The organism is Streptomyces sp. NBC_00162, from assembly GCF_024611995.1.
GTDB lineage: Bacteria > Actinomycetota > Actinomycetes > Streptomycetales > Streptomycetaceae > Streptomyces.
Map to the genome: position 1 here is coordinate 3,867,943 of NZ_CP102509.1, position 23,218 is coordinate 3,891,160.

Sequence of the window (23,218 nt, forward strand, 5' to 3'; positions counted from 1 at the left end):
GGGCGTGGTCATTTGCCGACCGCGCCCACGCCCAGGGGGCCTGTGTCGGCCACCTGCCCGGGCTCTTCGGTGGCTACAGCAGCCGCTCCGGGGAAGCTCAGCCTCAGCGCAGCCAGCATAGCGAGCACGGTGGCGAGCGAGCCGAGAGCGTAGGCAACGATCACGCGCACGGCCACATCGCCCGGAATCAGGGTGATGCCCACCAGGACCGCGGTACCGAGGGCCCAGCAGAGCAGTTGCAGGTTGTGTCGCTTGAATACCATGAGCGCCTGTCCGAGGACCATCGCGAACATGTACGCCACGGTGCCCGCGGACATCAGGAAGAAGTCGAAGCGGTCGAGCACCGGCTCCTTGGCGTTGAAGAGCACCTCGATCAGCCAGGGGCCGAGCACGGTGGCGGGTACGCCGCCGAGCAGGCCGAGCGCGCCGACGACCGCTGCGATCCGGCGCAGCATCGCCCAGAACGCGGCCCGGTCGCCGGCCGTGAAGGCGGCGGTGAGGCCGCTGAGCAGCGAGGCCTGGAGCGAGCCGAAGACGAAGAGCGGCACCCGGGCCAGGACCAGCGCGCTGAGCAGGGCGCCGATCAGGGCGCTGTCGGTGGGGGCCAGCAGCTTGGTGCTCATCACCGCGGCGTTGACGACCAGCTGGGACAGCAGGGTCGCGCAGATGAGCAGGCCCAGTCCGCTGTACAGCTCCCGCCAGGCGATCGGTTCGCCGGGGCCGACGGCGCGCAGCAGCGTCGGCAGGGTGACCAGCGTGGCGATGACGGGTGCGACGGCCAGGACCAGGCTGAAGGCGAGAGCGGAGTGCAGCCCGAACACGGCGCAGCCGGCCGCGAGCACGATCCGCAGGCCGCCGTCGACGGCGAGCTGGGTGCCGTACGCGCCGAACCGGCCGAGGCCGGCCAGCACGCCGCGGGTGAGGTAGCAGACGGCCATGCCGGCGAAGGCACCACCGAGCGCGGCCACCAGCGCGCGGTCGCCCTCGAACAGCAGGTCGGCGATCGGGCCCGCGCCGAGGCCCAGTACGAGCAGGGTCGCGCCGAGGATCGCCCCGGTCAGCAGGGTGGCCCGGCGCAGGACGGGAGCGGCGCCGTGGCCCAGGACCACCCGCGCGGAGACGATCCGGGTGAGCTCCTGCTCGATGGGGAAGAAGACGCCGATGCCGATGGACATCACGATCGTCCACAGCACGGAGACGTTCGCCAAGGCGTCCTTGGACAGGCTGTGGCCGGCCACGCCCAGGTGGACGTAGGAGGCCGCGCCGAGCACGACGGTGCCGCCGGCCACCGCGACGGTGCCCGGCGGCAGCGCCGCGGTCAGCTTGTTCAGCAGGGTTTTCATCCCGTACGGCCGTCCCGGGCCCGGGCGGCCAGTGCGGAGAAGACCGGGGTGCGGAGGGCCTCGGCGAGCTGCTCCCGCCAGTCGGGCAGCGGGGCCAGGCCGGCCTCGTCCCAGTGGTCGTGCGCGAGCACGCTGAAGGCGGGGCGGACGGCGGGTCGCACGAACGCCTCGGAGGTGGTGGGCCGGATCCGCTCGGGGTCGAGCCCGCTCAGCCGGTAGGTCTCGCGGGCCAGTCCCATCCAGGTGGTCCGGCCGCTCGCGGTGCCGTGGTAGATCCCGCCCATGGCCCAGCCCTTCAGCGCGGCCTGGCCGAGCTCGACCAGGTGGCGGGCCAGCGCGTAGGACCAGGTGGGCTGGCCGTGCTGGTCGTCGACCACGTCGAGGGTGTCCCGCTGGGCGGCCAGCTTCAGCATGGTGGCGACGAAGTTCGGCCCGTGCTCGCCGTACAGCCAGGCGGTGCGGACCACGTAGCCGTCCTGCGGCAGCAGTTCGGCCACGGCCTGCTCGCCGACCAGCTTGGAGCGCCCGTAGGCGTTGACCGGGCCGGTCTCGGCGTCCTCCGGGTACGGCTGCGAGGCGTCGCCGGGCAGCACGTAGTCGGTGGAGACGTGGAGCAGGCGCACGTGGGCGGCGGCGCAGGCCTCGGCGAGGACGCGTACGCCGGTGCCGTTGACGGCGGTGGCGGCTTCCTCGGCGGTCTCGGCGCCGTCCACGTCGGTCCAGGCTGCGCAGTTGACGACCACGGCGGCGCCCTCGACGGCGGCCCGGACTGCTGCCGGGTCGGTGATGTCGAGGTCGCCGCGGCGCAGGCCCACCGCTTCGATCCCGGCGCGCTTCAGGACGGCCAGGACGTCCTGGCCGAGCATCCCGGCGGCACCGGTGACGAGCCAGCGCGTGGGCACGGGGTAGGCGGTCACTTCTGCAGGGCCGCCTTCACCTTGAGGGGCTCCCACCAGGCACGGTTCTCGCGGTACCACTCGATGGTGGCCTTGATGCCGTCCTCGAAGGTGACCTGCGGGGCGTAGCCGAGCTCGGCGCCGATCTTGCTGATGTCGATGGAGTAGCGGAGGTCGTGGCCCTTGCGGTCCTCGACCCGCTCGACCATCTCCCAGCCGAGGCCCGCGGCCTCCAGCAGGACGCCGGTGAGCTCCTTGTTGGTGAGCTCGGTGCCGCCGCCGATGTTGTAGACCTCGCCGGCGCGGCCCTTGCGCATGGCCAGGTCGATGCCGCGGCAGTGGTCGGAGACGTGCAGCCAGTCGCGGACGTTGCCGCCGTTGCCGTACAGCGGGACCTTCTTGCCGTCCATCAGGTTGGAGACGAACAGCGGGATGACCTTCTCCGGGAACTGGTAGTGCCCGTAGTTGTTGGAGCAGCGGGTGACCACCACGTCCATGCCGTGGGTGCGGTGGTAGGCCAGCGCCAACAGGTCGGACGACGCCTTCGAGGCGGAGTACGGGGAGTTCGGCACCAGCGGCCACTCCTCCGTCCAGGAGCCCTCGCTGATCGAGCCGTAGACCTCGTCCGTGGAGATGTGGACGAAGCGGCCGACGCCGTGCTTGCGGGCGGCGTCCAGCAGGACCTGGGTGCCCACCACGTTGGTCATCACGAAGGGGCCGGCTCCGGCGATGGAGCGGTCCACGTGGGACTCGGCGGCGAAGTGCACGACCACGTCGTGGCCGGCCATCACCTGGTCGACGGCCTCCGCGTCGCAGATGTCGCCCTTGACGAAGGTGTATCCGGGGTGATCCGCGACCGGCGCCAGATTCTCTTCGACTCCGGAATAGGTCAGCTTGTCGAAGACCGTGATCCGGGCCGAGGCATCTGCACCGAGCTGCTGGCGGACGAATTCTGAACCGATGAAGCCGGCGCCGCCGGTCACGAGGATGCGCATAATACGAAGAGTCTAGCCGCCCGCCGAACGTCACATTCCCTGGGCTCGGCTCTCCCACGCCCTCTCGCATAGGGTTCACCCATGCGTGGAATCCTCTTGGCCGGTGGTACCGGATCCCGACTCTGGCCGCTGACACGGGCAGTCTCGAAGCAGTTGCTGCCCGTCTTCGACAAGCCGATGATCTACTACCCCCTTTCCACCCTGGTGATGGCGGGTATCAACGAGATCCTGATCATCACCACTCCGGAAGACCGCGACCAGTTCGAGCGGCTGCTCGGCGACGGTTCGCAGTTCGGCCTGCGGCTGGAGTACGCCGTCCAGGAGCGTCCGGAGGGCATCGCCCAGGCCTTCGTCCTCGGCGCCGACTTCATCGGTGACGAGTCCGTCGCGCTCATCCTCGGCGACAACATCTTCCACGGCAGCGGCCTCGGCACGCGCCTGGCCCAGCACACCGACGCCAAGGGCGGCCGGGTGTTCGCGTACCCGGTGGCGGACCCGACGGCGTACGGCGTGGTGGAGTTCGACGAGAAGGGCCAGGCCATCTCCATCGAGGAGAAGCCGGTCCAGCCCAAGTCCCGCTACGCGGTGCCGGGCCTGTACTTCTACGACAACCAGGTCGTCGAGATCGCCCGCGGCCTGAAGCCCAGCGCCCGCGGCGAGCTGGAGATCACCGCCGTCAACGACGCGTACCTCCAGGCCGGTGAGCTGAACGTCACCATCCTCGACCGCGGTACCGCGTGGCTGGACACCGGCACCTTCGTCTCGATGGTGCAGGCCTCCGAGTTCGTCCGGGTGATCGAGGAGCGTCAGGGCTTCAAGATCGGCTGCATCGAGGAGGCGGCCTGGCGGGCCGGCCTGATCGATTCCGCGCAGCTGCGCGCGCTCGCGGAGCCCCTCACCAAGAGCGGTTACGGCACCTACCTGCTGGCCCTGCTCGACGAGGAGGCCGCCCGATGAAGTTCCGCGAACTCTCCATCGAGGGCGTCTTCGAGGTCACCCCGCAGCTGCACGGCGACCCGCGCGGCCTGTTCACCGAGTGGTACCGCTTCGACCGGCTGGCCGAGGTGGTCGGCCACCCGCTGAACCTGGCGCAGGCGAACCTCTCGGTCTCCTCCACGGGCGTGGTCCGCGGCATCCACTTCGCCGACGTACCGCGCGGCCAGGCCAAGTACGTGACCTGCGTGCGCGGCGCCGTGCTCGACGTCATCGTCGACCTCCGGGTCGGCTCCCCCACCTTCGGGAAGTGGGAAGGCGTCCGCCTGGACGACGTGGACCGCCGCGCGGTCTACATCCCCGAGGGCCTCGGCCACGGGTTCTGCGCGCTGAGCGACGACGCGACGCTCTCGTACCTCTGCTCGGAGACGTACAACCCGACCGGCGAGCACTCGGTTCACCCCCTCGACGCCGACCTCGGCATCGAGTGGCCGGCCGACGTCCCGCTGCTGTCCGCCCGCGACGAGGCCGCCCCGTCGCTGGCCGACGCGATCGCGTCCGGGCTGCTGCCCGACTACGCGGCCTGCAAGGAATTCACCGAGTCGCTCCGCGTGAGCTGACCGGCCTCCGCCCGTACGGAAGAAGAGGGCCGCACCCCTGCCGGGGGTGCGGCCCTCTTCGCGTACCACCGGAGCTCGTACCGACGGAGCTCGTACCGACGGAGCGGAACGCCCAACGCCGAAGGGCCCCGCCCCACCGCCGAAGCGATGGGCCGGGGCCCTTCAGTGCAACTTGGTGCTCGAAGAACGAGCTACCAGGTCAGAGCACGGAACTACGCCGTGATCTTGGTGACCTGGCCGGCGCCCACGGTACGACCACCCTCACGGATGGCGAACTTCAGGCCCTCCTCCATGGCGACCGGCTGGATCAGCGCGACCGTCATCTCGGTGTTGTCGCCCGGCATGACCATCTCCGTGCCGGCCGGCAGGGTGACGACACCCGTGACGTCCGTGGTACGGAAGTAGAACTGCGGACGGTAGTTGTTGAAGAAGGGGGTGTGACGGCCACCCTCGTCCTTCGACAGGATGTACGCCTGGGCCTCGAACTCCTTGTGGGGAGTGACCGAACCCGGCTTGATGATGACCTGGCCGCGCTCGACGTCCTCGCGCTTGATGCCACGGAGGAGCAGACCGACGTTCTCGCCGGCCTGGCCCTCGTCGAGCAGCTTGCGGAACATCTCGATACCGGTGACCGTGGTGGTGGTCTTCTCTTCCTTGATACCGATGATGTCGACGGTCTCGTTGACCTTCAGGACACCACGCTCGATACGGCCGGTGACGACCGTACCGCGACCGGTGATCGTGAAGACGTCCTCGACGGGCATGAGGAACGGCTTCTCGGTGTCACGCGGCGGGGTCGGGATGGCCTCGTCGACGGCAGCCATGAGGCCGAGAAGCTTCTCGCCCCACTCCTTGTCGCCCTCGAGGGCCTTCAGCGCGGAGACGCGGACGACCGGCAGGTCGTCGCCCGGGAAGTCGTACTCGGAGAGCAGCTCACGGACCTCGAGCTCGACGAGCTCCAGGATCTCCTCGTCGTCCACCATGTCGGCCTTGTTCAGGGCGACAACGATGTAGGGGACGCCGACCTGGCGGGCCAGGAGCACGTGCTCCTTGGTCTGCGGCATCGGGCCGTCGGTGGCGGCGACCACGAGGATCGCGCCGTCCATCTGCGCGGCACCGGTGATCATGTTCTTGATGTAGTCAGCGTGACCCGGGCAGTCGACGTGGGCGTAGTGACGCGCCTCGGTCTGGTACTCGACGTGCGCGATGGAGATGGTGATACCGCGCTGGCGCTCCTCAGGAGCCTTGTCGATCTGGTCGAAGGCCGAGGCCTCGTTCAGGTCCGGGTACGCGTCGTGCAGCACCTTGGTAATGGCGGCCGTGAGGGTCGTCTTACCGTGGTCAATGTGACCGATGGTGCCGATGTTGACGTGCGGCTTAGTCCGCTCGAACTTCGCCTTCGCCACGGGGTCCTCCTGGAGAGTGGTTCTGTACGCCTTACTCATCGGCGCCAGGTGATCTTTGCTGGAAAGCCGGTCCCCCGGGGCAACGGAAGGTTATTCCTGTTGCCCCAGAGGCTCCGGTGACAAGCCTAAAGCGTGTACTCGGAAGAGTTACTCGCCCTTGGCCTTCGCGATGATCTCCTCAGCGACGTTCCGGGGAACCTCGGCGTAGGAGTCGAACTGCATCGAGTAGCTGGCGCGACCCGAGGTCTTGCTGCGGAGGTCTCCGACGTAGCCGAACATCTCCGAAAGCGGCACGAGGCCCTTCACGAGACGAGCGCCGTGACGCTCCTCCATGGCCTGGATCTGGCCACGGCGGGAGTTGATGTCGCCGATCACGTCACCCATGGACTCCTCGGGCGTGGTGACCTCAACGGACATCATCGGCTCGAGCAGTACGGGCGAAGCCTTGCGCGCGGCCTCCTTGAAGGCCTGCGAACCGGCGATCTTGAAGGCGAGCTCGGAGGAGTCGACCTCGTGGTAGCCACCGTCGAGAAGAATGACGCGGACGCCGGTCATCTCGTAGCCGGCCAGGATGCCGAACTGCATGGCCTCCTGCGCACCGGCGTCGACCGAGGGGATGTACTCCCTCGGGATGCGGCCACCGGTGACCTTGTTCACGAACTCGTACGCCGGGCCGTCCGACTCGGTGATCGGCTCGATCGCGATCTGCACCTTGGCGAACTGACCGGTACCACCGGTCTGCTTCTTGTGGGTGTAGTCGTGACGCTCGACGGTCTTGCGGATCGTCTCGCGGTACGCGACCTGCGGCTTGCCGACGTTGGCCTCGACCTTGAACTCGCGCTTCATACGGTCGACCAGCACCTCGAGGTGCAGCTCGCCCATACCGCCGAGGATGGTCTGGCCGGTCTCCTCGTCCGAGTGAACGTGGAAGGAGGGGTCCTCCTCCGCGAGACTCTGGATGGCGACACCCAGCTTCTCCTGGTCACCCTTGGACTTGGGCTCGATGGCGACCTGGATGACCGGAGCCGGGAAGTCCATGGACTCCAGGATCACGGGGGCCTTGTCGTCACACAGCGTCTCACCGGTGGTGGTCTGCTTCAGACCCATGACGGCGACGATGTCACCGGCGCCCACCGCGGCGATCTCTTCACGCTTGTTGGCGTGCATGCGGTAGATCTTGCCGATGCGCTCCTTCTTGCCCTTGACGGAGTTCAGCACCGCAGTGCCGGCCTCCAGGCGGCCCGAGTAAACCCGGACGAAGGTGAGCTTCCCGAGGTGCGGGTCGCGCATGATCTTGAACGCGAGCGCGGCGAGGGGCTCCTCGTCGGAAGGCTTGCGCTTCACGACCGTCTCGGCGTCGCGGACGTCGTGGCCCTCGATGGCCTCGATGTCCAGCGGCGACGGCAGGTAGCGGACGACGGCGTCGAGCAGGGGCTGAACGCCCTTGTTCTTGAACGCCGTGCCACAGAACACCGCGGTGATCGTGGGCTCGCCCTTGCCCTTGCCGGAGCCGAGGATGATGCGACGGACGGCGGCGTGCAGCTGCTCCTCGGACGGCTCGTCGCCGTTCAGGAAGAGCTCCATGATCTCGTCGTCGTTCTCGGCGACGGTCTCGACCAGCTTGCCGCGCCACTCTTCAGCAGCCTCGGTGTGCGTGGCCGGGATGTCGACGATGTCGTACATCTCGCCCTTGGTCGCCTCGGCGGACCAGACGAACGCCTTCATGGTGACCAGGTCGACAACGCCCTGGAAGTCCATCTCGGCACCGATGGGGAGCTGCATGACGATCGGAACCGCACCGAGGCGGTCCTTGATCATGTCGACGCAGCGGTGGAACTCGGCGCCGGTGCGGTCCAGCTTGTTGACGAAGCAGATACGCGGCACGCCGTAGCGGTCCGCCTGACGCCAAACGGTCTCGGACTGCGGCTCCACACCGGCGACACCGTCGAACACGGTGACGGCACCGTCGAGGACGCGGAGCGAACGCTCCACCTCGACGGTGAAGTCCACGTGACCCGGGGTGTCGATGATGTTGATGGTGTGGTCGACGTCCTCGAGCGGCCAGTGACAGGTCGTCGCGGCGGACGTGATCGTGATGCCGCGCTCCTGCTCCTGCTCCATCCAGTCCATCGTGGCAGCGCCGTCGTGGACTTCACCGATCTTGTAAGACACACCGGTGTAGAACAGGATGCGCTCGGTGGTGGTCGTCTTGCCCGCGTCGATGTGAGCCATGATGCCGATGTTGCGCACCTTGGCCAGGTCAAGCGAAGTGGTAGCCATCTCGGCTCAGTCTTCTCTCGGTCTCGATGTGGGTTGGGACTACCAGCGGTAGTGCGCGAAGGCCTTGTTGGACTCGGCCATCTTGTGCGTGTCCTCACGCTTCTTGACGGCAGCGCCAAGACCGTTCGAGGCGTCGAGCAGCTCGTTCATGAGGCGCTCGGTCATGGTCTTCTCGCGGCGGGCGCGGGAGTAACCCACGACCCAGCGCAGCGCGAGGGTGGCGGCGCGACCAGGCTTGACCTCGATCGGCACCTGGTAGGTGGCGCCACCGACACGGCGGGACTTGACCTCGAGCGACGGCTTGACGTTCTCCAGCGCGCGCTTCAGCGTGATGACCGGGTCAGCGCCGGTCTTCTCGCGGAGGCCTTCCATGGCGCCGTAAACGATGCGCTCGGCGGTGGAGCGCTTGCCGTTCAGGAGGAGCTTGTTGATGAGCGACGTCACCAGAGGAGATGCGTAGACCGGGTCGATGATGACCGGGCGCTTCGGGGCGGGGCCCTTACGAGGCATTCTTACTTCTCCTTCTTGGCGCCGTAGCGGCTGCGGGCCTGCTTGCGGTTCTTGACAGCCTGGGTGTCAAGCGCACCGCGGATGATCTTGTAACGAACACCCGGCAGGTCCTTCACACGGCCACCACGCACGAGCACGATCGAGTGCTCCTGCAGGTTGTGTCCCTCACCCGGAATGTAGGCGGTGACCTCGATGCCAGAGGTCAGACGCACACGCGCGACCTTACGCAGCGCCGAGTTCGGCTTCTTCGGGGTGGTCGTGAACACACGCGTGCAGACGCCGCGACGCTGGGGCGAAGCCTCAAGCGCGGGGGTCTTTGTCTTCTCGACCTTGTCCTGCCGGCCCTTACGGACCAGCTGCTGGATCGTAGGCACTACTTCTCCGGTTTCTGTGTGCCGTTAGTGAAGCTAACCTGGAACATTTGCCGACCCACGCGGTCGGGTGTGTCGGATCCGGCGGACCTCCGCGCAAGCACGGAAACGCATGGATCGCGGTGGCCGATACGGGCTCTCCTGCGGTTGATGGACACGCACGGGAGCCCAGGCACACCCCAGGCACAAGGTCTGAGCGTACCTACCGCATCCACTCCGGTCAAAACAAAAGCCCCGGCGCGGGCGCCCGTAGATCGTAACGACCCGTGCGCCGCATGGGCGACACCCCCGTGCGGCCCCGCCGACTCGCGGATGTGGTCGGGGCGTGGTAGGGACGGCCAGGTCAGCGCCCGTGCGCCGGCCGCTCCGCCCACCGGTCCCCCCACCGTGCGAGCGTATGCGCGAGCCCCGGCCCGGGACCCGGCGGGCGGCCCGGCACCGGCCCGGCGAATAAACTGCCGAGCGATTCAGCCCAAACGGCACGACCATCAGGGAGCGGGACATTGGGGACGGTCACCTCGGAGCCGACGACGGCGGACACCCCGCCCCCCGACGGCGGCCACGACCTCTCCTCGCCCCGCCGCCGAGGCCGAGGCCGTCCGCGCCTCGCGCGTCTGTACGGGCCCCTGCTCGCCTTCCTCGTCACCTCGGGCGCCTTCTCCGCGGCCTGGGTGGCCCGCGGCACCTTCCCCTTCGGCAACACCGGCCGGGCCATCAACGACCAGGCCAACCAGTACGTGCCCTTCCACCGCGCGCTGTGGGACCTGGTGCACGGGCAGGCCGCCGGTGACCTGCTCTTCACCTGGCGCGGCGGCTTCGGACAGCAGTTCCTGTCCGACTACCACACGTACCTCGGCAACCCCTTCTCGTGGCTGGTCGTCCTGGTCCCGCGGGCCCACGTCGACCTCGCCGTCTTCGCGATCACCCCGATCACGATGGGCACCGCCGCCGCCCTGATGACGGTGTACCTCGGCAAGCTGCAGCCCGGCCCCTGGTGGCAGCGCGGCGTGCTCGGCGCCTGTTACGGCCTGTGCGGCTGGGCCCTCAGCGACGCCTCGTACATCCCCATGTGGCTGTGGGGCCTGGTCGCCCTCCCGATGCTCGGCATCGCCGTGGAGTGGTGCCTGGAGGGGCGCCGCTGGCCGGGCGCGGCCCTGCTCGTCGCGCTCGCCTGGTACGGGAACTTCTACACCGCGATGATGGCCACGATGGCGGCCTGCGTGCTGCTCGCCATCCGCCTGATCACCCGCGACACGACGGACGGAGTCGGGGGGAGACTGCGCGCGCTGTGGCGTGCCGCGACCGCCGCCGCGACCGGGATACTGCTCACCCTCCCCCTGCTCCTGCCGTCCTTCCTGTCGAGCGGCTCGGCGCAGCCCACCCAGGCCGCCGCCTTCGACCCGGTCCGGATCGAGATCTTCCTCGCGGGCATGCTCCCGGCCACCCACCTGTGGGGCGGCCGCCCGCGCCTCTACGTCGCCTCGCTCGGTCTGATCCTGGCCGGGACCTTCCTCTTCAACACCGCCATCGCGAAGAAGACCCGCCTGGTGTGGGCGGCCGCGACCCTGCTCGTCGTCGTCTCGTTCCAGTTCCCGCCCACGCAGTACGCGTGGCACGGGCTCGCGGTGCCGAACGGCAACCCGTACCGCGAGGCGTTCGTCTTCAGCGGGATGGTGGTCATCGTGGCCTGGCTGGCGCTGGCCCACCGGCCGCGCCCGCTGCACCTGGCCCTGGTCGCGGCGCTGCTGGTGGCGGCCACCTTCGCGCTCCGGCACACGGACGACTTCGGCGGCTGGACCTGGCCGGCCGTGCTCGGCGGCGGGTCCGTCTCCCTGCTGGCCCTGGTCCTGCTCGCGCTGGGCGAGAAGCGGCGCGCGCTCCTTCCCGTGGCGGCCGTCCTGATGGTCGGTGTCGTCTTCGCCGAGTCCACGGTGGCCGCGGCCAGCGCGGACGCCCGCCGGGCCCGCGAGCGCTGGGCGAAGCCGACGGCGACCACCAGCAAGTCGATCAACGAGCACTTCGACGCCGTCCGGGGCGTGGACGGCTGGCCCGCGTACCGGACCGACTCCGGCGCGCCGCAGACCTCGTACAACGACGCTCTCGCGCTCCGGTCGGAGGGCCCGCAGTACTACAGCAGCTACCTCCCGGAGGCGACGTACCGGGCGCTGGAGCCCCTCGGGTACGGCTTCAAGAACGACGGCCGGACCTTCTTCGGCGCCGACAACCCGGTGCTCGACGCGATCTTCTCGATCGGCGCGCGGGTCCGCCCCGGGACCGCCCCGGGCACCTGGACGGGCTCGAAGTTCCCGGCGCCGCCGCTGGTCACCGTGCGCAGCGGCCCGTACACCTCGACCAACCCGGCGGGCAGCGTCTACGCCCGCCAGGAGAACGTCCTGGGCGCCACCGTCTACGAGGTCCCGCCGGTCACGCGCGGGGGCGGCACCGACGAGCAGACCTACGCCGCCACGTGCAGGCCCGGCTCCGAGGCCTACTGGTACTCCCCCGCCCTGTACGGAACCCTCCTGGCCGGGGGTACCGAGCGGCCGCTGGAGGACCAGATGACCGGGGTGGTCCCGCTGGGCCGGGTGCCCGCCTCGGGCCGGGTCGACGTCACCGTGAAGACCCGTACCGAGGGCGCGACCGCCGGGGAGCACCCGCTCGGCTGCCTGGACCGCGCCGCACTCGACCAGACGATCGCCCAACTGAAGGCCACCGGCGCCACCCGGGTCAAGGCCGGCGGCCACACCATCGAGGCCACCCTCCCGCAGGGCGCCACCGGCACCGCGGTCTTCGCGATGACGGACGTCCCCGGCTGGCAGTGCTCCGCCCCGGTGCGCGACTTCCACGGCCTGGTCTCGCTGCCGCTCTCGCCCGGCACGGACAAGGTCTCCTGCACCTTCACGCCCAAGGGGTTCACCCCGGGTCTGGCCGCCGCCACCCTGGCCCTGCTGGCCCTGGCCTCGGTCACGGTGACCGGCCTGCGCCGCCGCAGAGCGGGCTCGTAACGGCACTGTCCGTGACCGTCCGGCATCAATCCCGTGGTTCCGGATCTACGCGCGGCCACCGGTCAGTACATTGACCGCCCTGATGGATCGGGGGGCCGCATGACAGGGCAAGACCTCCCGGGCGACGGAGGGCTGGACGACCGCGTCCCCTTCCTGGCCCGGCTGGAGAACGAGGACGGCACGGCGTTACGGGCGCTCGGCCGTGAGCTGGCCTTCGCGCCGCGCGACCGACTGATCCACCAGCACGAACCCTCGTCGCACATCCTGCTGATCCTGCACGGCTGGACCAAGGTGACGGCCGTCGCCCCCAACGGCTACCAGGCGCTGCTGGCCCTGCGCGGGCCCGGCGACATCCTCGGGGAGTCGGCCGCCCTGACCCGGCGCGTCCGGTCCGCCACGGTGACCGCGCTGGAGCCGGTCCGGGCCGTGGCCGTCGACCACGAGTCCTTCCGCGCGTTCCTCGCCGCCGTCCCCGCGGCCGCCCTCCAGCTGCTCGCTCTCACCTCCGACCGCACCCGGGCCGCCGACCAGCGCCGCCTGGAGTTCGCTTCGTTGAGCGTGCGCGAGCGCCTGGCCGTCCTGCTCCTGGACCTGTCCCGGACCCACGGCCGCCCCGGCCCCACCGGCGTGGAGCTATCTGTTCCGCTCACCAAGGAAGAGCTCGCCGGAGCCGTCGGGGCCTCCCGCGAAATGGTCCAGCGGGAGCTCAAGGAGCTCCGCGAGCGCGGGGTCGTGATCACCGGCCGCCGCGCCCTGGTGATCGTCCGGCCGGACGTATTGCGGCGGATCGCCCAGGCACAACCGCCCGTCCAGGGCTGAGCTCGCCCCCAGGGCCCGTCTTCAGTGCACGGCGTCACACTCCGGGTGCGTCATCCGCCCTCACCCCGACGCGCCCGCCTGCCCCACTCTCTTGTCACAGCAGGGATCCACCGGGATCCACCACGAGAGGCGATCATGAACGACCCACTCCCCCGCACGATCCTCCTGGTCGACACCGAGCGGTACAGCGACCGCGACGACGTCCAGCAGGCCTTCCTCCGCCGGATGCTGTACGACGTCGTCGACCGGACCCTGCTGGCCGCCGGCATCGACCAGACGTTACGGCTGCGCGCCGACCGCGGCGACGCGATCATGGAGCTGATCGACCCGAACGCCCCGCTCACCACGCTGCTGCGCACCCTGCTGACCGAGGTCCCCGCCCAGCTCCGCGCCGTGAACCGGCTGGCGGCGGCCTCGGCGCAGATCCGGCTGCGGGCCGTCCTCGCGACCGGGTACGTCGCCGTCGACGAGTTCGACGGCTGGGTGGGCTCGGACCTCAACCACGCCTGCCGCCTGCTGGACGGCGAACCCTTGAAGCAGGCCCTGCGCGAGCGTACGGACGACTACGCGCTCTGCGTCTCGGAGCCGGTCTACGCGGGCATCGTGCGGCACCACCACACCGGCATCCCGGCCGAGGAATTCAGCCCGGTCACCATGCCCAGCAAGAACGGCCCGCTGGGCGCGTGGCTGTACGGACCACTGCCGAAGGGGGGCCCGGCGCCGGAGCCTGAGGGGGACTCCGGCGCCGGGACGGGGGCCGCTGCGGCCACCCGGTCGGCGAACGTGATCAACGGCGGGCAGTTCGGCGGCGTCAACCACGGCATCAACGGCGGCACCTTCCACGGCGACATCCGGCTGGGCGGCGGTGACCGCCGATGAGCACGCCGGCCGCGGAGGCACCGGCCGAGGGCGCGGACCAGCCGGAGCCGGCGACCGAGCCGGCGGCCGCGGAGGACGCGCAGCCCCAGAGCGCCTACGACGCGCGGCGGGACCTGTTCCGCGGCATCCCCGACGCCATGCGCGCCGGTGTCGGCGGCGGGGTCTTCGGCGGCGTCAACCACGGCATCAGCGGCGGCACCTTCCACGGCGGCGTCACCGTGAACCACGTGACGGTCGGCGGCGCCGGGCACACCTCCGGCGAGGTCCCGGGAGCCACCCTCCGCCGCCTCGACCAGGTGTTCGTCGAGGACGGCAGCAACTTCCGGGACCTGCTGGAACGGCTCCGCAAGGAGCGCGTCCTGGTCCTCACCGGCCCCCGTTTCACGGGCCGGCGTACCGCCGCGTTCATGCTGCTGAGGCACCTGGGCGCCGCTTCGGTGCACCAGCTGGACCGGAGCACGTCACCCGAGAACCTGGCCGAGCGGCTCGGCACCGGGGAGGCGCGCGGGTACGTACTGTGCGACCCGATCACCGCGCGGAACCAGCCGCTGCGCGACACGCACCTGCTGGCCGCCCGGGACAAGCTCGACGACCAGAGCTTCCTGGTGATCACCGCCGGTCCGCACACCCATCTGGAGGGCATCGCAGGCCGCCCCTGGCAGCCTCCCGACACCGCTGCCGTCCTGCGCTCCTCGCTGCGCGCAATGGTGGACGACGAGGCGGAGTTACGGAGGCTGCTGGCGCTGCCCCCCGTCACCGACTTCCTGAGCCGGCACCACCAGCTCCGCGAGGCCGCACGGTTCGCCGTCCTGCTGGAACGGCACTCCCTCCGCGGAGCCGACGCCTCGGAGATCGAGACCTTCTCCCAGGGCGCCCTGGAACAGCAGATCCAGGAGTGGTTCGAGGACGCGGACGGGACCCTCCACCTGCGGGAGAAGGCCTTCCTCGTCGCCCTCGCCGCCTTCCACAAAGGGCCGTACGCCCTCACCGCCGAACTCAGCGACCTCCTGTTCGGCCTCCTCCAGCGCACCGAGGACCCGGCTCTGCCCGCGGCCGTCCCCGTCTTCGGCACCAACCCCGCCAAGCGCCTCCAGCTGGCCCGCGCCATCCGCTACCCGAAGGAGGAGCAGACCGAGTGGGGCCCGGTCACCCAGTCGATGGCCGCCTTCCAGGACGACCGCCTCGCGGCGGTCCTGCTCCGCGAGGTGTGGACCGGCCACCCGTCCGCCCGTCCCGCGCTGGTGGGCTGGCTGCGGCTGCTCGCCGCCGACGGGCGATCCTTCGTACGCACCCGGGCCGCGTCCACCGCCGCGGTACTCGCCCTCCACGACCTGCCCTCCGCGATGGCCCTCGTCATCGAGGACTGGGCACTGTCCGACCGCCCGTGGCTGCGGATCGGCGCCGTCAACGCCCTCGCCCTCGCGCACATCATCGGCACCCCGAACATCCCGCGGATCATCGACCGCTGGTGCGCCGACGACACCAGCCACCTGCGCCTGCGCTGGGCCGCGATCCGCGTCCACGGGCTGATCGGCCACGAGCGGCCGGCGGAAACCGTGGAAGCACTGCGCGCCGTCAGCCGCACGCTCGACAAGGACCCGGACTCGCAGGCCGAAGTCGCCCAGTCCGTCGAGTTGCTGCTCCTCTCCGACACGTGCGACGAGATCCTCGACGAACTGCTGCGCACGCGCGACGACGACCTGGTCGCCGTGCACGTCACGCTCGACGGCTTCCTGCGCGCCTGCCGGCACACCGAGGACGACGCGCCCCACGGCCGCCCGCTGGTCCTCGACTGGTACGCCCGCGCCGCCGCGACCAGGCCCGAATCCGCCCGCGGCATCGCCGCCCTGTGGCGGGGCGCCCTCGACCGCGCCGGCAACCAGGCCGCCCTCGACCTGCTGCACGGCTGGGTGGAGGCCGCCGACCGCGACCGCGACACCGAATGGGCGCTCGCCGCCCTGCTGCCCGCCCTCGTCACCCGCACCGACGAGCGCAACCGGCTGCTCCACCTGCTGACCTTCGGGAACCACGGAGTGCTACCCGCCGTCTCCCAGCGCCTGCTGACCGTACTGCCGACCCACTGAACCGAACCGAACCGAGGAGAAGCCGCGCGATGTCCGATCCCCGCCGCCATCCGGACTGGGAACAGCCCGCCGACCGGCACACCCAGCTGATCGACCCGGTGATCACCGTCCAGCAGCTCGGGCGGTTCGAGGTGTTCCGCAAGCTGCAGACCCGCATCGACCACGCCCTGGTCTTCTCGACCACCAAGGGCGGGTACGTCGCCTTCCTGCCGCCGCACCGGCCCGGCTCCACCCGCGGCTACACGGCGGTGTACGAGGTCGACATGGGAGTCCACCACGTCCGCGCGGACATCGAACTCCCCAGCGACAACGACGCCCACCAGTTCGTGGTGGTCGTGGAGCTCAGCTGGCGGGTGGCGGATCCCGCGCTGTTCGTGGCGAGCGGCCACCGCGACGTGCCCCGGCTGCTGCTCGGCGAGCTGGAACAGACCGCGCGTCCGGTCGCCCGGCGCTTCGCCATCGCCGAGAGCGCGCAGGCCGAGGGGGAACTGCTGCGGGCGCTGCCCGAGGCCGGCCCGCTCGGCCGGGACTGCGGGCTGCACACCTCCTGGACCGTCCGGCTGCGCCGCGACCAGGAGAACATCGACCACCAGCTGCGCATGCAGGCCATCCAGCACGGCACCGCCGAGCAGATCCTCACCGAGGAACTCGGCATGCGGTACGACGTCCAGCTCGACCAGCGGGCCCGCCGGCAGGACGAGCTCACGACGGGGCGGGCGCTGGCCTACGGCGGCCAGCAGCACCAGCTCGCCCTCCAGCAGCAGCAGTGGGAGCACCAGCAGCGCGTGGAGCTCAGCCGCCAGCAGGCGGAGCTCCAGCGCGTCGAGGCCGAGAAGATCGCCTTCTACCAGTGGCACCTGGAGCAGGGCGGGGTGCACGGGTGGGCCCTGCACCTGGCCCAGCACCCCGAGGACTCGGCCCTCGTCATGCGGACCATGCGCGAGGACCAGCTCCAGATGATCCGGGACCAGATGAGCCTGGTCAGCCAGGTGCTCAGCGACGGCGGGGCCGAGCGGCACGAGTTGCAGGGACCCAAGCAGCTGGCGCTGCGGGCCATGAACGACATCCTGAACCAGCGCCTCCCGGGCGTCCCGCACGAACCGGCCCCGCCGGCCCCGCCGCAGTACCCGGGCCAGATCGCACCCCAGGGACCGCCTCCCGGACCGCCGCCGGCGCAGCCGCCCGCAGCCCCGCCCGGGCAGTTCGGACCACCCCCGACCTTCTCCCAGTGGGAGCCCCCGCCCGGGTACGGGACCGCTCCCGTGCAGCCGCCCCCGGTCCCCGAGCCCCAGGCAGGGACCGGGACCGACGACGGGAGGCCGCAGCCGTGACCGCCGCGCCCCCGAACCCGACCCCGTCCGCGACCGGCGGCGAAGCCGCTACCCGGCTGCTCGCCGACCTGCGCGGCGAGATAGCCCGGGCCGACAGCAAAGCCTCGGTGCTGGTCGGCGCCCTCGGGATGACCGCCGGGGTGATCAGCGCCCTGCTCGCCGGGAAGGGCTGGCGGCCGGACTCCCTCTCCACCCCGGGCACGGCCGTCTGGTGGGCGGGGACCACCGCCCTGGCCCTGGCGCTGCCCGCCCTGCTGCTGGCGGTGCTGCCCCGGTACCGCGCGGCCGAGTGGCATCCGGGCACCCCGCTCTCGTACTTCGGTGACATCCACTCGGCGGTCCGCCAGGGCCGTCTCGCCGAGGCCCTCGCCGACACCGACCGCGATCCCCGGGCCTCGCTCATGGCCGCGCTCGCCGAGAACAGCCGGATCGCCGCCCGCAAACACCAGTGGATCAGGGCCGGCTTGTTGGCCTTCTGCACCGCCGCCGTGCTGATCCCCGCCGCCCTGCTCATCGGCTGACGTCCCCGAAAACAACGAAGGATCACCGTGAACCAGCCACCCGAGTACCCACAGCCCCCGCAGCAGCAGCCGCCTTACCCCCAGGCCCCCCAGTACCCGCAGAGCCCACCGCCCCCGGCCTACCCGGCGGCGTACCCGCAGCCCCGGCAGCAGCCCCGGCCGCCCGCGCACCCCGCGTACCAGCCGGCCCCGCCCCCGGCCCCGTTACCCGCCCCGGCTCCCCTGGACGACCTGGAGTACCAGATCGCCCCGGGCACCCGCGTCCACATCAAGGCCCAGCAGCGCAGCGCCGACGCCACCGCCTTCGGCCAGCTCGCCCTGCACGTCCCCGGGTTCCTGATGAGCCTGATGGTGGTCCTGCTCGTCGCCACCCTCCTGGAAGCCCTGACCGGCCTGCCCTACTGGCTGCCCACCCTGCTCTGGGCCGCCAGCGGTGCCCTCGTCTTCCACCGGCCCAGCGAGGACTTCTTCGCCCGTCACCTGCTGCGTCTGCAGCGGCCGCTCCCCCACGAGCTCGCCGCGCTCACCCCCGTGTGGCGCGAGGTCACGGCCCGCGCCGGCGTCGACGGCTCCCGCTACGAGCTGTGGATCGAGGACAGCGACCACCTCAACGCCTACGCGGCCGCCGGGCACATCGTCGGCGTCACCCGGTACGCCCTGGAGAACCTGCCGAAGTCCCAGCTCGCCGCCGTACTCGCCCACGAGCTCGGCCACCACACCGGCGGCCATGCCTGGTCCGGGCTGCTGGGCTGGTGGTACTCCCTGCCCGGGCGGATCGCCTGGCAGGTCATCCGGGCCGTGACCGTGTTCGTCATCCGGTTCACCAGCTTCTTCTCCTACCTGGCCACCGGATTCGTGATCATCTTCGTCGGCCTGTTCACCCTCGTGACGATCACCGCCACCTACGGGCTCCCGCTGCTGCTGCTCGTGATGCCCTACCTGACGGCCGCGGTGGGCCGGCGCGCCGAGCTGCGGGCCGACGAACACGCCGCCGTACTCGGCTTCGCGCCGGTGCTCGCGCAGATGCTGCACGGGGTGATGGCCCAGGAGGAGCAGGAGAAGCACGCGGCCCTCGTCCGGACGGGGAAGCCGTTCGCCGAGCCCGGCACCCTCGACCGGCTGCTCTCCACCCACCCCGACCACCGGACCCGGCTGCACCACCTCCAGCCGTACCTGACGCCGACCCGGTAGAAACGCCGCAGGGCGGCCACCCTCTCGGGTGACCGCCCTGCGGTTACTGCTCTGGTCCGACTCAGCCGTTGTACGGGCCGTAGTCGTAGTCCTCCAGCGGGACAGCCTGGCCGGAGCCGGTGCCGAAGGGCGAGTAGTCGATGTCGTCGTAGCCGACGGCCGAGTACATCGCGGCCTTGGCCTCCTCGGTGGGCTCCACCCGGATGTTGCGGTAGCGGGCGAGACCCGTACCGGCCGGGATGAGCTTACCGATGATGACGTTCTCCTTGAGGCCGATCAGGGAGTCGGACTTGGCGTTGATCGCCGCGTCCGTCAGAACCCTGGTCGTCTCCTGGAAGGACGCCGCCGACAGCCACGACTCGGTGGCGAGCGAGGCCTTGGTGATACCCATCAGCTGCGGACGGCCGGAGGCGGGGTGACCGCCCTCGGTGACCACACGACGGTTCTCGGTCTCGAACTTCGACCGCTCGACCAGCTCGCCCGGCAGGAGCTCCGCGTCGCCGGACTCGATGATCGTCACGCGGCGCAGCATCTGCCGGATGATGATCTCGATGTGCTTGTCGTGGATCGACACGCCCTGCGAGTTGTAGACCTTCTGGACTTCGCCGACCAGGTGGACCTGGACGGCACGCTGGCCGAGGATGCGCAGCACGTCGTGCGGGTTGGTGGCACCCATGGTGAGCTTCTGGCCCACCTCGACGTGGTCACCCTCGGACACGATGACCTTGGCGCGCTTCGAGATCGGGAAGGCCGTCTCGTCGCTGCCGTCGTCGGGAACGATGACGATCTTCTTCGTCTTCTCGGTCTCCTCGATCCGCACGCGGCCGGCGGCCTCGGAGATCGGGGCGACACCCTTCGGGGTACGGGCCTCGAAGAGCTCGACGACACGCGGCAGACCCTGCGTGATGTCGTCACCGGCCACACCACCGGTGTGGAAGGTACGCATCGTCAGCTGGGTACCGGGCTCACCGATGGACTGGGCGGCGATGATGCCGACCGCCTCACCGATGTCGACCAGCTTGCCGGTGGCGAGCGAGCGTCCGTAGCAGAAGGCACAGGTGCCGACCGCGGACTCACAGGTCAGGACCGAGCGGGTCTTGACCTCCTCGACGCCGTTGGCGACCAGGGCGTCGATGAGCACGTCACCGAGGTCGACGTTGGCCGGCGCGATGACCTTGCCGTCGATGACGACGTCCTCGGCCAGCATGCGGGCGTAGATCGAGGTCTCGACGTCGTCGGCCTTGCGCAGCACGCCGTCCTCGCCGCGAACGGCGATCTTCAGCTTCAGGCCGCGCTCGGTGCCGCAGTCCTCCTCGCGGATGATCACGTCCTGCGAGACGTCCACCAGACGACGGGTCAGGTAACCCGAGTCGGCGGTACGCAGGGCGGTGTCCGCCAGACCCTTACGGGCACCGTGCGTGGAGATGAAGTACTCCAGAACGGTGAGGCCCTCACGGAAGGACGCCTTGATCGGACGCGGGATGGTCTCGTTCTTCGCGTTCGACACCAGACCACGCATACCGGCGATCTGTCGCATCTGCATCATGTTTCCTCGGGCACCCGAGTCAACCATCATGAAGATGGGGTTCGTCTTGGGGAAGTTCGCGTTCATCGCCTCGGCAACCTCGTTGGTCGCCTTGGTCCAGATCGCGATGAGCTCCTGCGTGCGCTCGTCCTTGGTGATCAGACCGCGCTCGTACTGCTTCTGGACCTTCTCGTCCAGCGCCTCGTAGCCCGCGACGATGGCCTTCTTGGCCTCGGGCACGACGACGTCGGAGATGGCCACGGTGACGCCCGAACGGGTCGCCCAGTGGAAGCCGGCCGCCTTCAGGTTGTCGAGCGTCGCCGCCACGATGACCTTGGGGTAGCGCTCCGCCAGGTCGTTGACGATCTCGGAGAGCTGCTTCTTGCCCACCGAGTAGTCGACGAACGGGTAGTCCTCGGGCAGCAGCTCGTTGAAGAGCGCGCGGCCCAGGGTGGTGCGCAGCCGGAAGCTGTCGCCCGGCTGGAACTCCTGCTCGCCTTCCTCGGCGACCGGCGGCACCCAGCCACGCGGCGGGATGGTGCCCACCGGGAAGCGGATGTCGACGGACGACTGGAGCGCGAGCTCGCTGTTGTCGAACGCCATGGTCGCCTCGGCGGTGGAGCCGAACGCGCGGCCCTCGCCCTTGACGTCACGGAGCTCACCGTCGGTGGTCAGGAAGAACAGACCGAGGACCATGTCCTGGGTCGGCATCGTGACCGGACGGCCGTCGGCCGGCTTGAGGATGTTGTTCGAGGACAGCATCAGGATGCGGGCCTCGGCCTGCGCCTCCGCGGAGAGCGGCAGGTGCACGGCCATCTGGTCACCGTCGAAGTCCGCGTTGAACGCGGTGCAGACGAGCGGGTGGATCTGGATGGCCTTGCCTTCGACCAGCTGGGGCTCGAAGGCCTGGATGCCGAGGCGGTGCAGCGTGGGCGCACGGTTCAGCAGAACCGGGTGCTCGGCGATGACCTCTTCGAGCACGTCGTACACGACCGTGCGGCCGCGCTCGACCATGCGCTTCGCCGACTTGATGTTCTGCGCGTGGTTCAGGTCGACCAGGCGCTTCATCACGAACGGCTTGAAGAGCTCCAGCGCCATGGCCTTGGGCAGACCGCACTGGTGCAGCTTCAGCTGGGGACCGACGACGATCACGGAACGCGCGGAGTAGTCCACGCGCTTGCCGAGAAGGTTCTGACGGAATCGACCCTGCTTGCCCTTCAGCATGTCGCTGAGGGACTTCAGGGGACGGTTACCGGGACCGGTCACCGGACGACCACGACGACCGTTGTCGAAGAGGGCGTCCACGGCCTCCTGAAGCATGCGCTTCTCGTTGTTCACGATGATCTCGGGAGCACCGAGGTCCAGGAGACGCTTCAGACGGTTGTTGCGGTTGATCACGCGGCGGTACAGGTCGTTCAGGTCGGAGGTCGCGAAGCGGCCACCGTCCAGCTGCACCATCGGACGCAGGTCCGGCGGGATCACCGGCACGCAGTCCAGAACCATGCCCTTGGGCTTGTTGCTGGTCTGCAGGAACGCGGAGACGACCTTGAGGCGCTTGAGCGCACGGGTCTTCTTCTGGCCCTTGCCGGTACGGATGATCTCGCGGAGGCGCTCGGCCTCCTCCTCGAGGTCGAAGGACTCCAGGCGCTTCTGCAGCGCGGCGGCGCCCATGCAGCCGTCGAAGTACGTGCCGAAGCGGTCACGCAGCTCGCGGTAGAGCAGCTCGTCGCCCTCGAGGTCCTGGACCTTGAGGTTCTTGAAGCGGGCCCACACCTCGTCGAGGCGGTCGATCTCGCGCTGGGCGCGGTCACGGAGCTGCTTCATCTCGCGCTCGGCACCTTCGCGCACCTTGCGGCGTACGTCGGCCTTCGCGCCCTCGGCCTCGAGCTCGGCCAGGTCGGTCTCGAGCTTCTTGGCGCGGCCTTCGAGGTCCGAGTCGCGTCGGTTCTCGATCTGCTGGCGCTCGACGGAGACGTGCGCCTCCAGGGACGGGAGGTCGCGGGTGCGGCGCTCGTCGTCCACGAACGTGATCATGTACGCGGCGAAGTAGATGACCTTCTCGAGGTCCTTCGGCGCGAGGTCCAGCAGGTAGCCGAGGCGCGACGGGACGCCCTTGAAGTACCAGATGTGGGTGACGGGAGCGGCAAGCTCGATGTGGCCCATCCGCTCACGGCGCACCTTGGCGCGCGTGACCTCGACGCCACAACGCTCACAGATGATGCCCTTGAAGCGGACACGCTTGTACTTGCCGCAGTAGCACTCCCAGTCCCGGGTCGGACCGAAGATCTTCTCGCAGAAGAGTCCGTCCTTCTCGGGCTTGAGCGTGCGGTAGTTGATGGTCTCCGGCTTCTTGACCTCGCCGTGGGACCAGGTTCGGATGTCGTCCGCGGTGGCAAGGCCGATCCGCAGCTCGTCGAAGAAGTTGACGTCGAGCACTGTGCGTCAATCCCTCTTTCGGGGTCGAGTCTCAATCATGGTCTGAACGGTCCCGGGGATGACGGGGGGCTCT

17 protein-coding genes are annotated in these 23,218 nt (G+C 69.9%); 9 read left to right on the forward strand and 8 right to left on the reverse strand.

Going from position 1 to position 23,218, the window contains the following annotated elements:
- Positions 1-8: 8 nt before the first annotated feature.
- From JIW86_RS17920 to rfbB, 3 genes are read right to left on the reverse strand one after another with little or no spacing between them, the layout of a single operon-like run.
- Positions 9-1,343 carry a lipopolysaccharide biosynthesis protein gene (locus JIW86_RS17920; protein ID WP_257554810.1) on the reverse strand — a complete coding sequence of 445 codons (1,335 nt, stop codon included), beginning with the start codon at positions 1,341-1,343 and terminating at the stop codon, positions 9-11.
- Entirely contained in the window at positions 1,340-2,209 is an 870-nt protein-coding gene (rfbD, locus tag JIW86_RS17925) for a dTDP-4-dehydrorhamnose reductase (RefSeq protein ID WP_406368509.1), read from the reverse strand. Before rfbD ends, JIW86_RS17920 begins: the two co-directional genes overlap by 4 nt.
- A gap of 47 nt (positions 2,210-2,256) precedes the next feature.
- Positions 2,257-3,234 carry a dTDP-glucose 4,6-dehydratase gene (rfbB, locus tag JIW86_RS17930; RefSeq protein WP_257554812.1) on the reverse strand — a complete coding sequence of 326 codons (978 nt, stop codon included), beginning with the start codon at positions 3,232-3,234 and terminating at the stop codon, positions 2,257-2,259.
- An 81-nt stretch (positions 3,235-3,315) separates the two neighbouring features.
- Between rfbB and rfbA the strand changes: the two genes are divergently transcribed.
- Together rfbA and rfbC are read left to right on the forward strand one after the other, a co-directional pair.
- Positions 3,316-4,191, forward strand: a complete 876-nt coding sequence (rfbA, locus tag JIW86_RS17935; RefSeq protein ID WP_215144007.1) for a glucose-1-phosphate thymidylyltransferase RfbA — start codon at positions 3,316-3,318, stop codon at positions 4,189-4,191.
- Positions 4,188-4,787, forward strand: a complete 600-nt coding sequence (gene rfbC / locus JIW86_RS17940; protein ID WP_215144009.1) for a dTDP-4-dehydrorhamnose 3,5-epimerase — start codon at positions 4,188-4,190, stop codon at positions 4,785-4,787. Before rfbA ends, rfbC begins: the two co-directional genes overlap by 4 nt.
- Positions 4,788-4,999: 212 nt before the next feature.
- Here rfbC and tuf read toward each other — a convergent pair whose 3' ends face one another.
- The 4 genes from tuf to rpsL form a co-directional block, all read right to left on the reverse strand.
- Positions 5,000-6,193 carry an elongation factor Tu gene (gene tuf, locus JIW86_RS17945; protein ID WP_257554813.1) on the reverse strand — a complete coding sequence of 398 codons (1,194 nt, stop codon included), beginning with the start codon at positions 6,191-6,193 and terminating at the stop codon, positions 5,000-5,002.
- Positions 6,194-6,340: 147 nt separating this feature from the next.
- Complete coding sequence (gene fusA, locus JIW86_RS17950) at positions 6,341-8,473, reverse strand: elongation factor G (protein WP_257554814.1); 2,133 nt, start codon at positions 8,471-8,473, stop codon at positions 6,341-6,343.
- 39 nt (positions 8,474-8,512) lie between these two features.
- Complete coding sequence (gene rpsG, locus JIW86_RS17955) at positions 8,513-8,983, reverse strand: 30S ribosomal protein S7 (protein WP_257554815.1); 471 nt, start codon at positions 8,981-8,983, stop codon at positions 8,513-8,515.
- 2 nt (positions 8,984-8,985) lie between these two features.
- Positions 8,986-9,357 carry a 30S ribosomal protein S12 gene (rpsL, locus tag JIW86_RS17960; protein ID WP_007265893.1) on the reverse strand — a complete coding sequence of 124 codons (372 nt, stop codon included), beginning with the start codon at positions 9,355-9,357 and terminating at the stop codon, positions 8,986-8,988.
- Positions 9,358-9,857: 500 nt separating this feature from the next.
- On the opposite strand from rpsL, the gene JIW86_RS17965 reads away from it, so the two are divergent.
- The 7 genes from JIW86_RS17965 (at position 9,858) to JIW86_RS17995 (ending at position 19,184) form a co-directional block, all read left to right on the forward strand.
- A complete protein-coding gene (locus JIW86_RS17965; protein ID WP_257554816.1) occupies positions 9,858-12,359 on the forward strand; it encodes a YfhO family protein in 2,502 nt (833 codons plus the stop codon).
- 99 nt (positions 12,360-12,458) lie between these two features.
- The gene (locus JIW86_RS17970; protein ID WP_257554817.1) at positions 12,459-13,178 is read left to right on the forward strand and encodes a Crp/Fnr family transcriptional regulator; all 720 of its coding nucleotides are present in this window, start codon (positions 12,459-12,461) and stop codon (positions 13,176-13,178) included.
- Positions 13,179-13,313: 135 nt separating this feature from the next.
- On the forward strand, positions 13,314-14,057 hold the full coding sequence (locus tag JIW86_RS17975; RefSeq protein ID WP_257554818.1) for a hypothetical protein: 744 nt from the start codon (positions 13,314-13,316) through the stop codon (positions 14,055-14,057).
- A complete protein-coding gene (locus tag JIW86_RS17980) occupies positions 14,054-16,141 on the forward strand; it encodes a hypothetical protein (RefSeq protein WP_257554819.1) in 2,088 nt (695 codons plus the stop codon). The genes JIW86_RS17975 and JIW86_RS17980 overlap by 4 nt, the downstream gene beginning before the upstream one ends.
- 29 nt (positions 16,142-16,170) lie before the next feature.
- Positions 16,171-17,472 carry a hypothetical protein gene (locus JIW86_RS17985; protein WP_257554820.1) on the forward strand — a complete coding sequence of 434 codons (1,302 nt, stop codon included), beginning with the start codon at positions 16,171-16,173 and terminating at the stop codon, positions 17,470-17,472.
- Positions 17,469-17,993, forward strand: coding sequence for a Pycsar system effector family protein (locus JIW86_RS17990; RefSeq protein WP_257554821.1), 525 nt, complete (start codon positions 17,469-17,471; stop codon positions 17,991-17,993). The genes JIW86_RS17985 and JIW86_RS17990 overlap by 4 nt, the downstream gene beginning before the upstream one ends.
- A 27-nt stretch (positions 17,994-18,020) precedes the next feature.
- Entirely contained in the window at positions 18,021-19,184 is a 1,164-nt protein-coding gene (locus JIW86_RS17995; protein ID WP_257554822.1) for a M48 family metalloprotease, read from the forward strand.
- Positions 19,185-19,245: 61 nt separating this feature from the next.
- On the opposite strand, the gene JIW86_RS18000 is transcribed toward JIW86_RS17995, so the two are convergent.
- Complete coding sequence (locus JIW86_RS18000; protein ID WP_215144026.1) at positions 19,246-23,145, reverse strand: DNA-directed RNA polymerase subunit beta'; 3,900 nt, start codon at positions 23,143-23,145, stop codon at positions 19,246-19,248.
- Positions 23,146-23,218 lie beyond the last annotated feature (73 nt).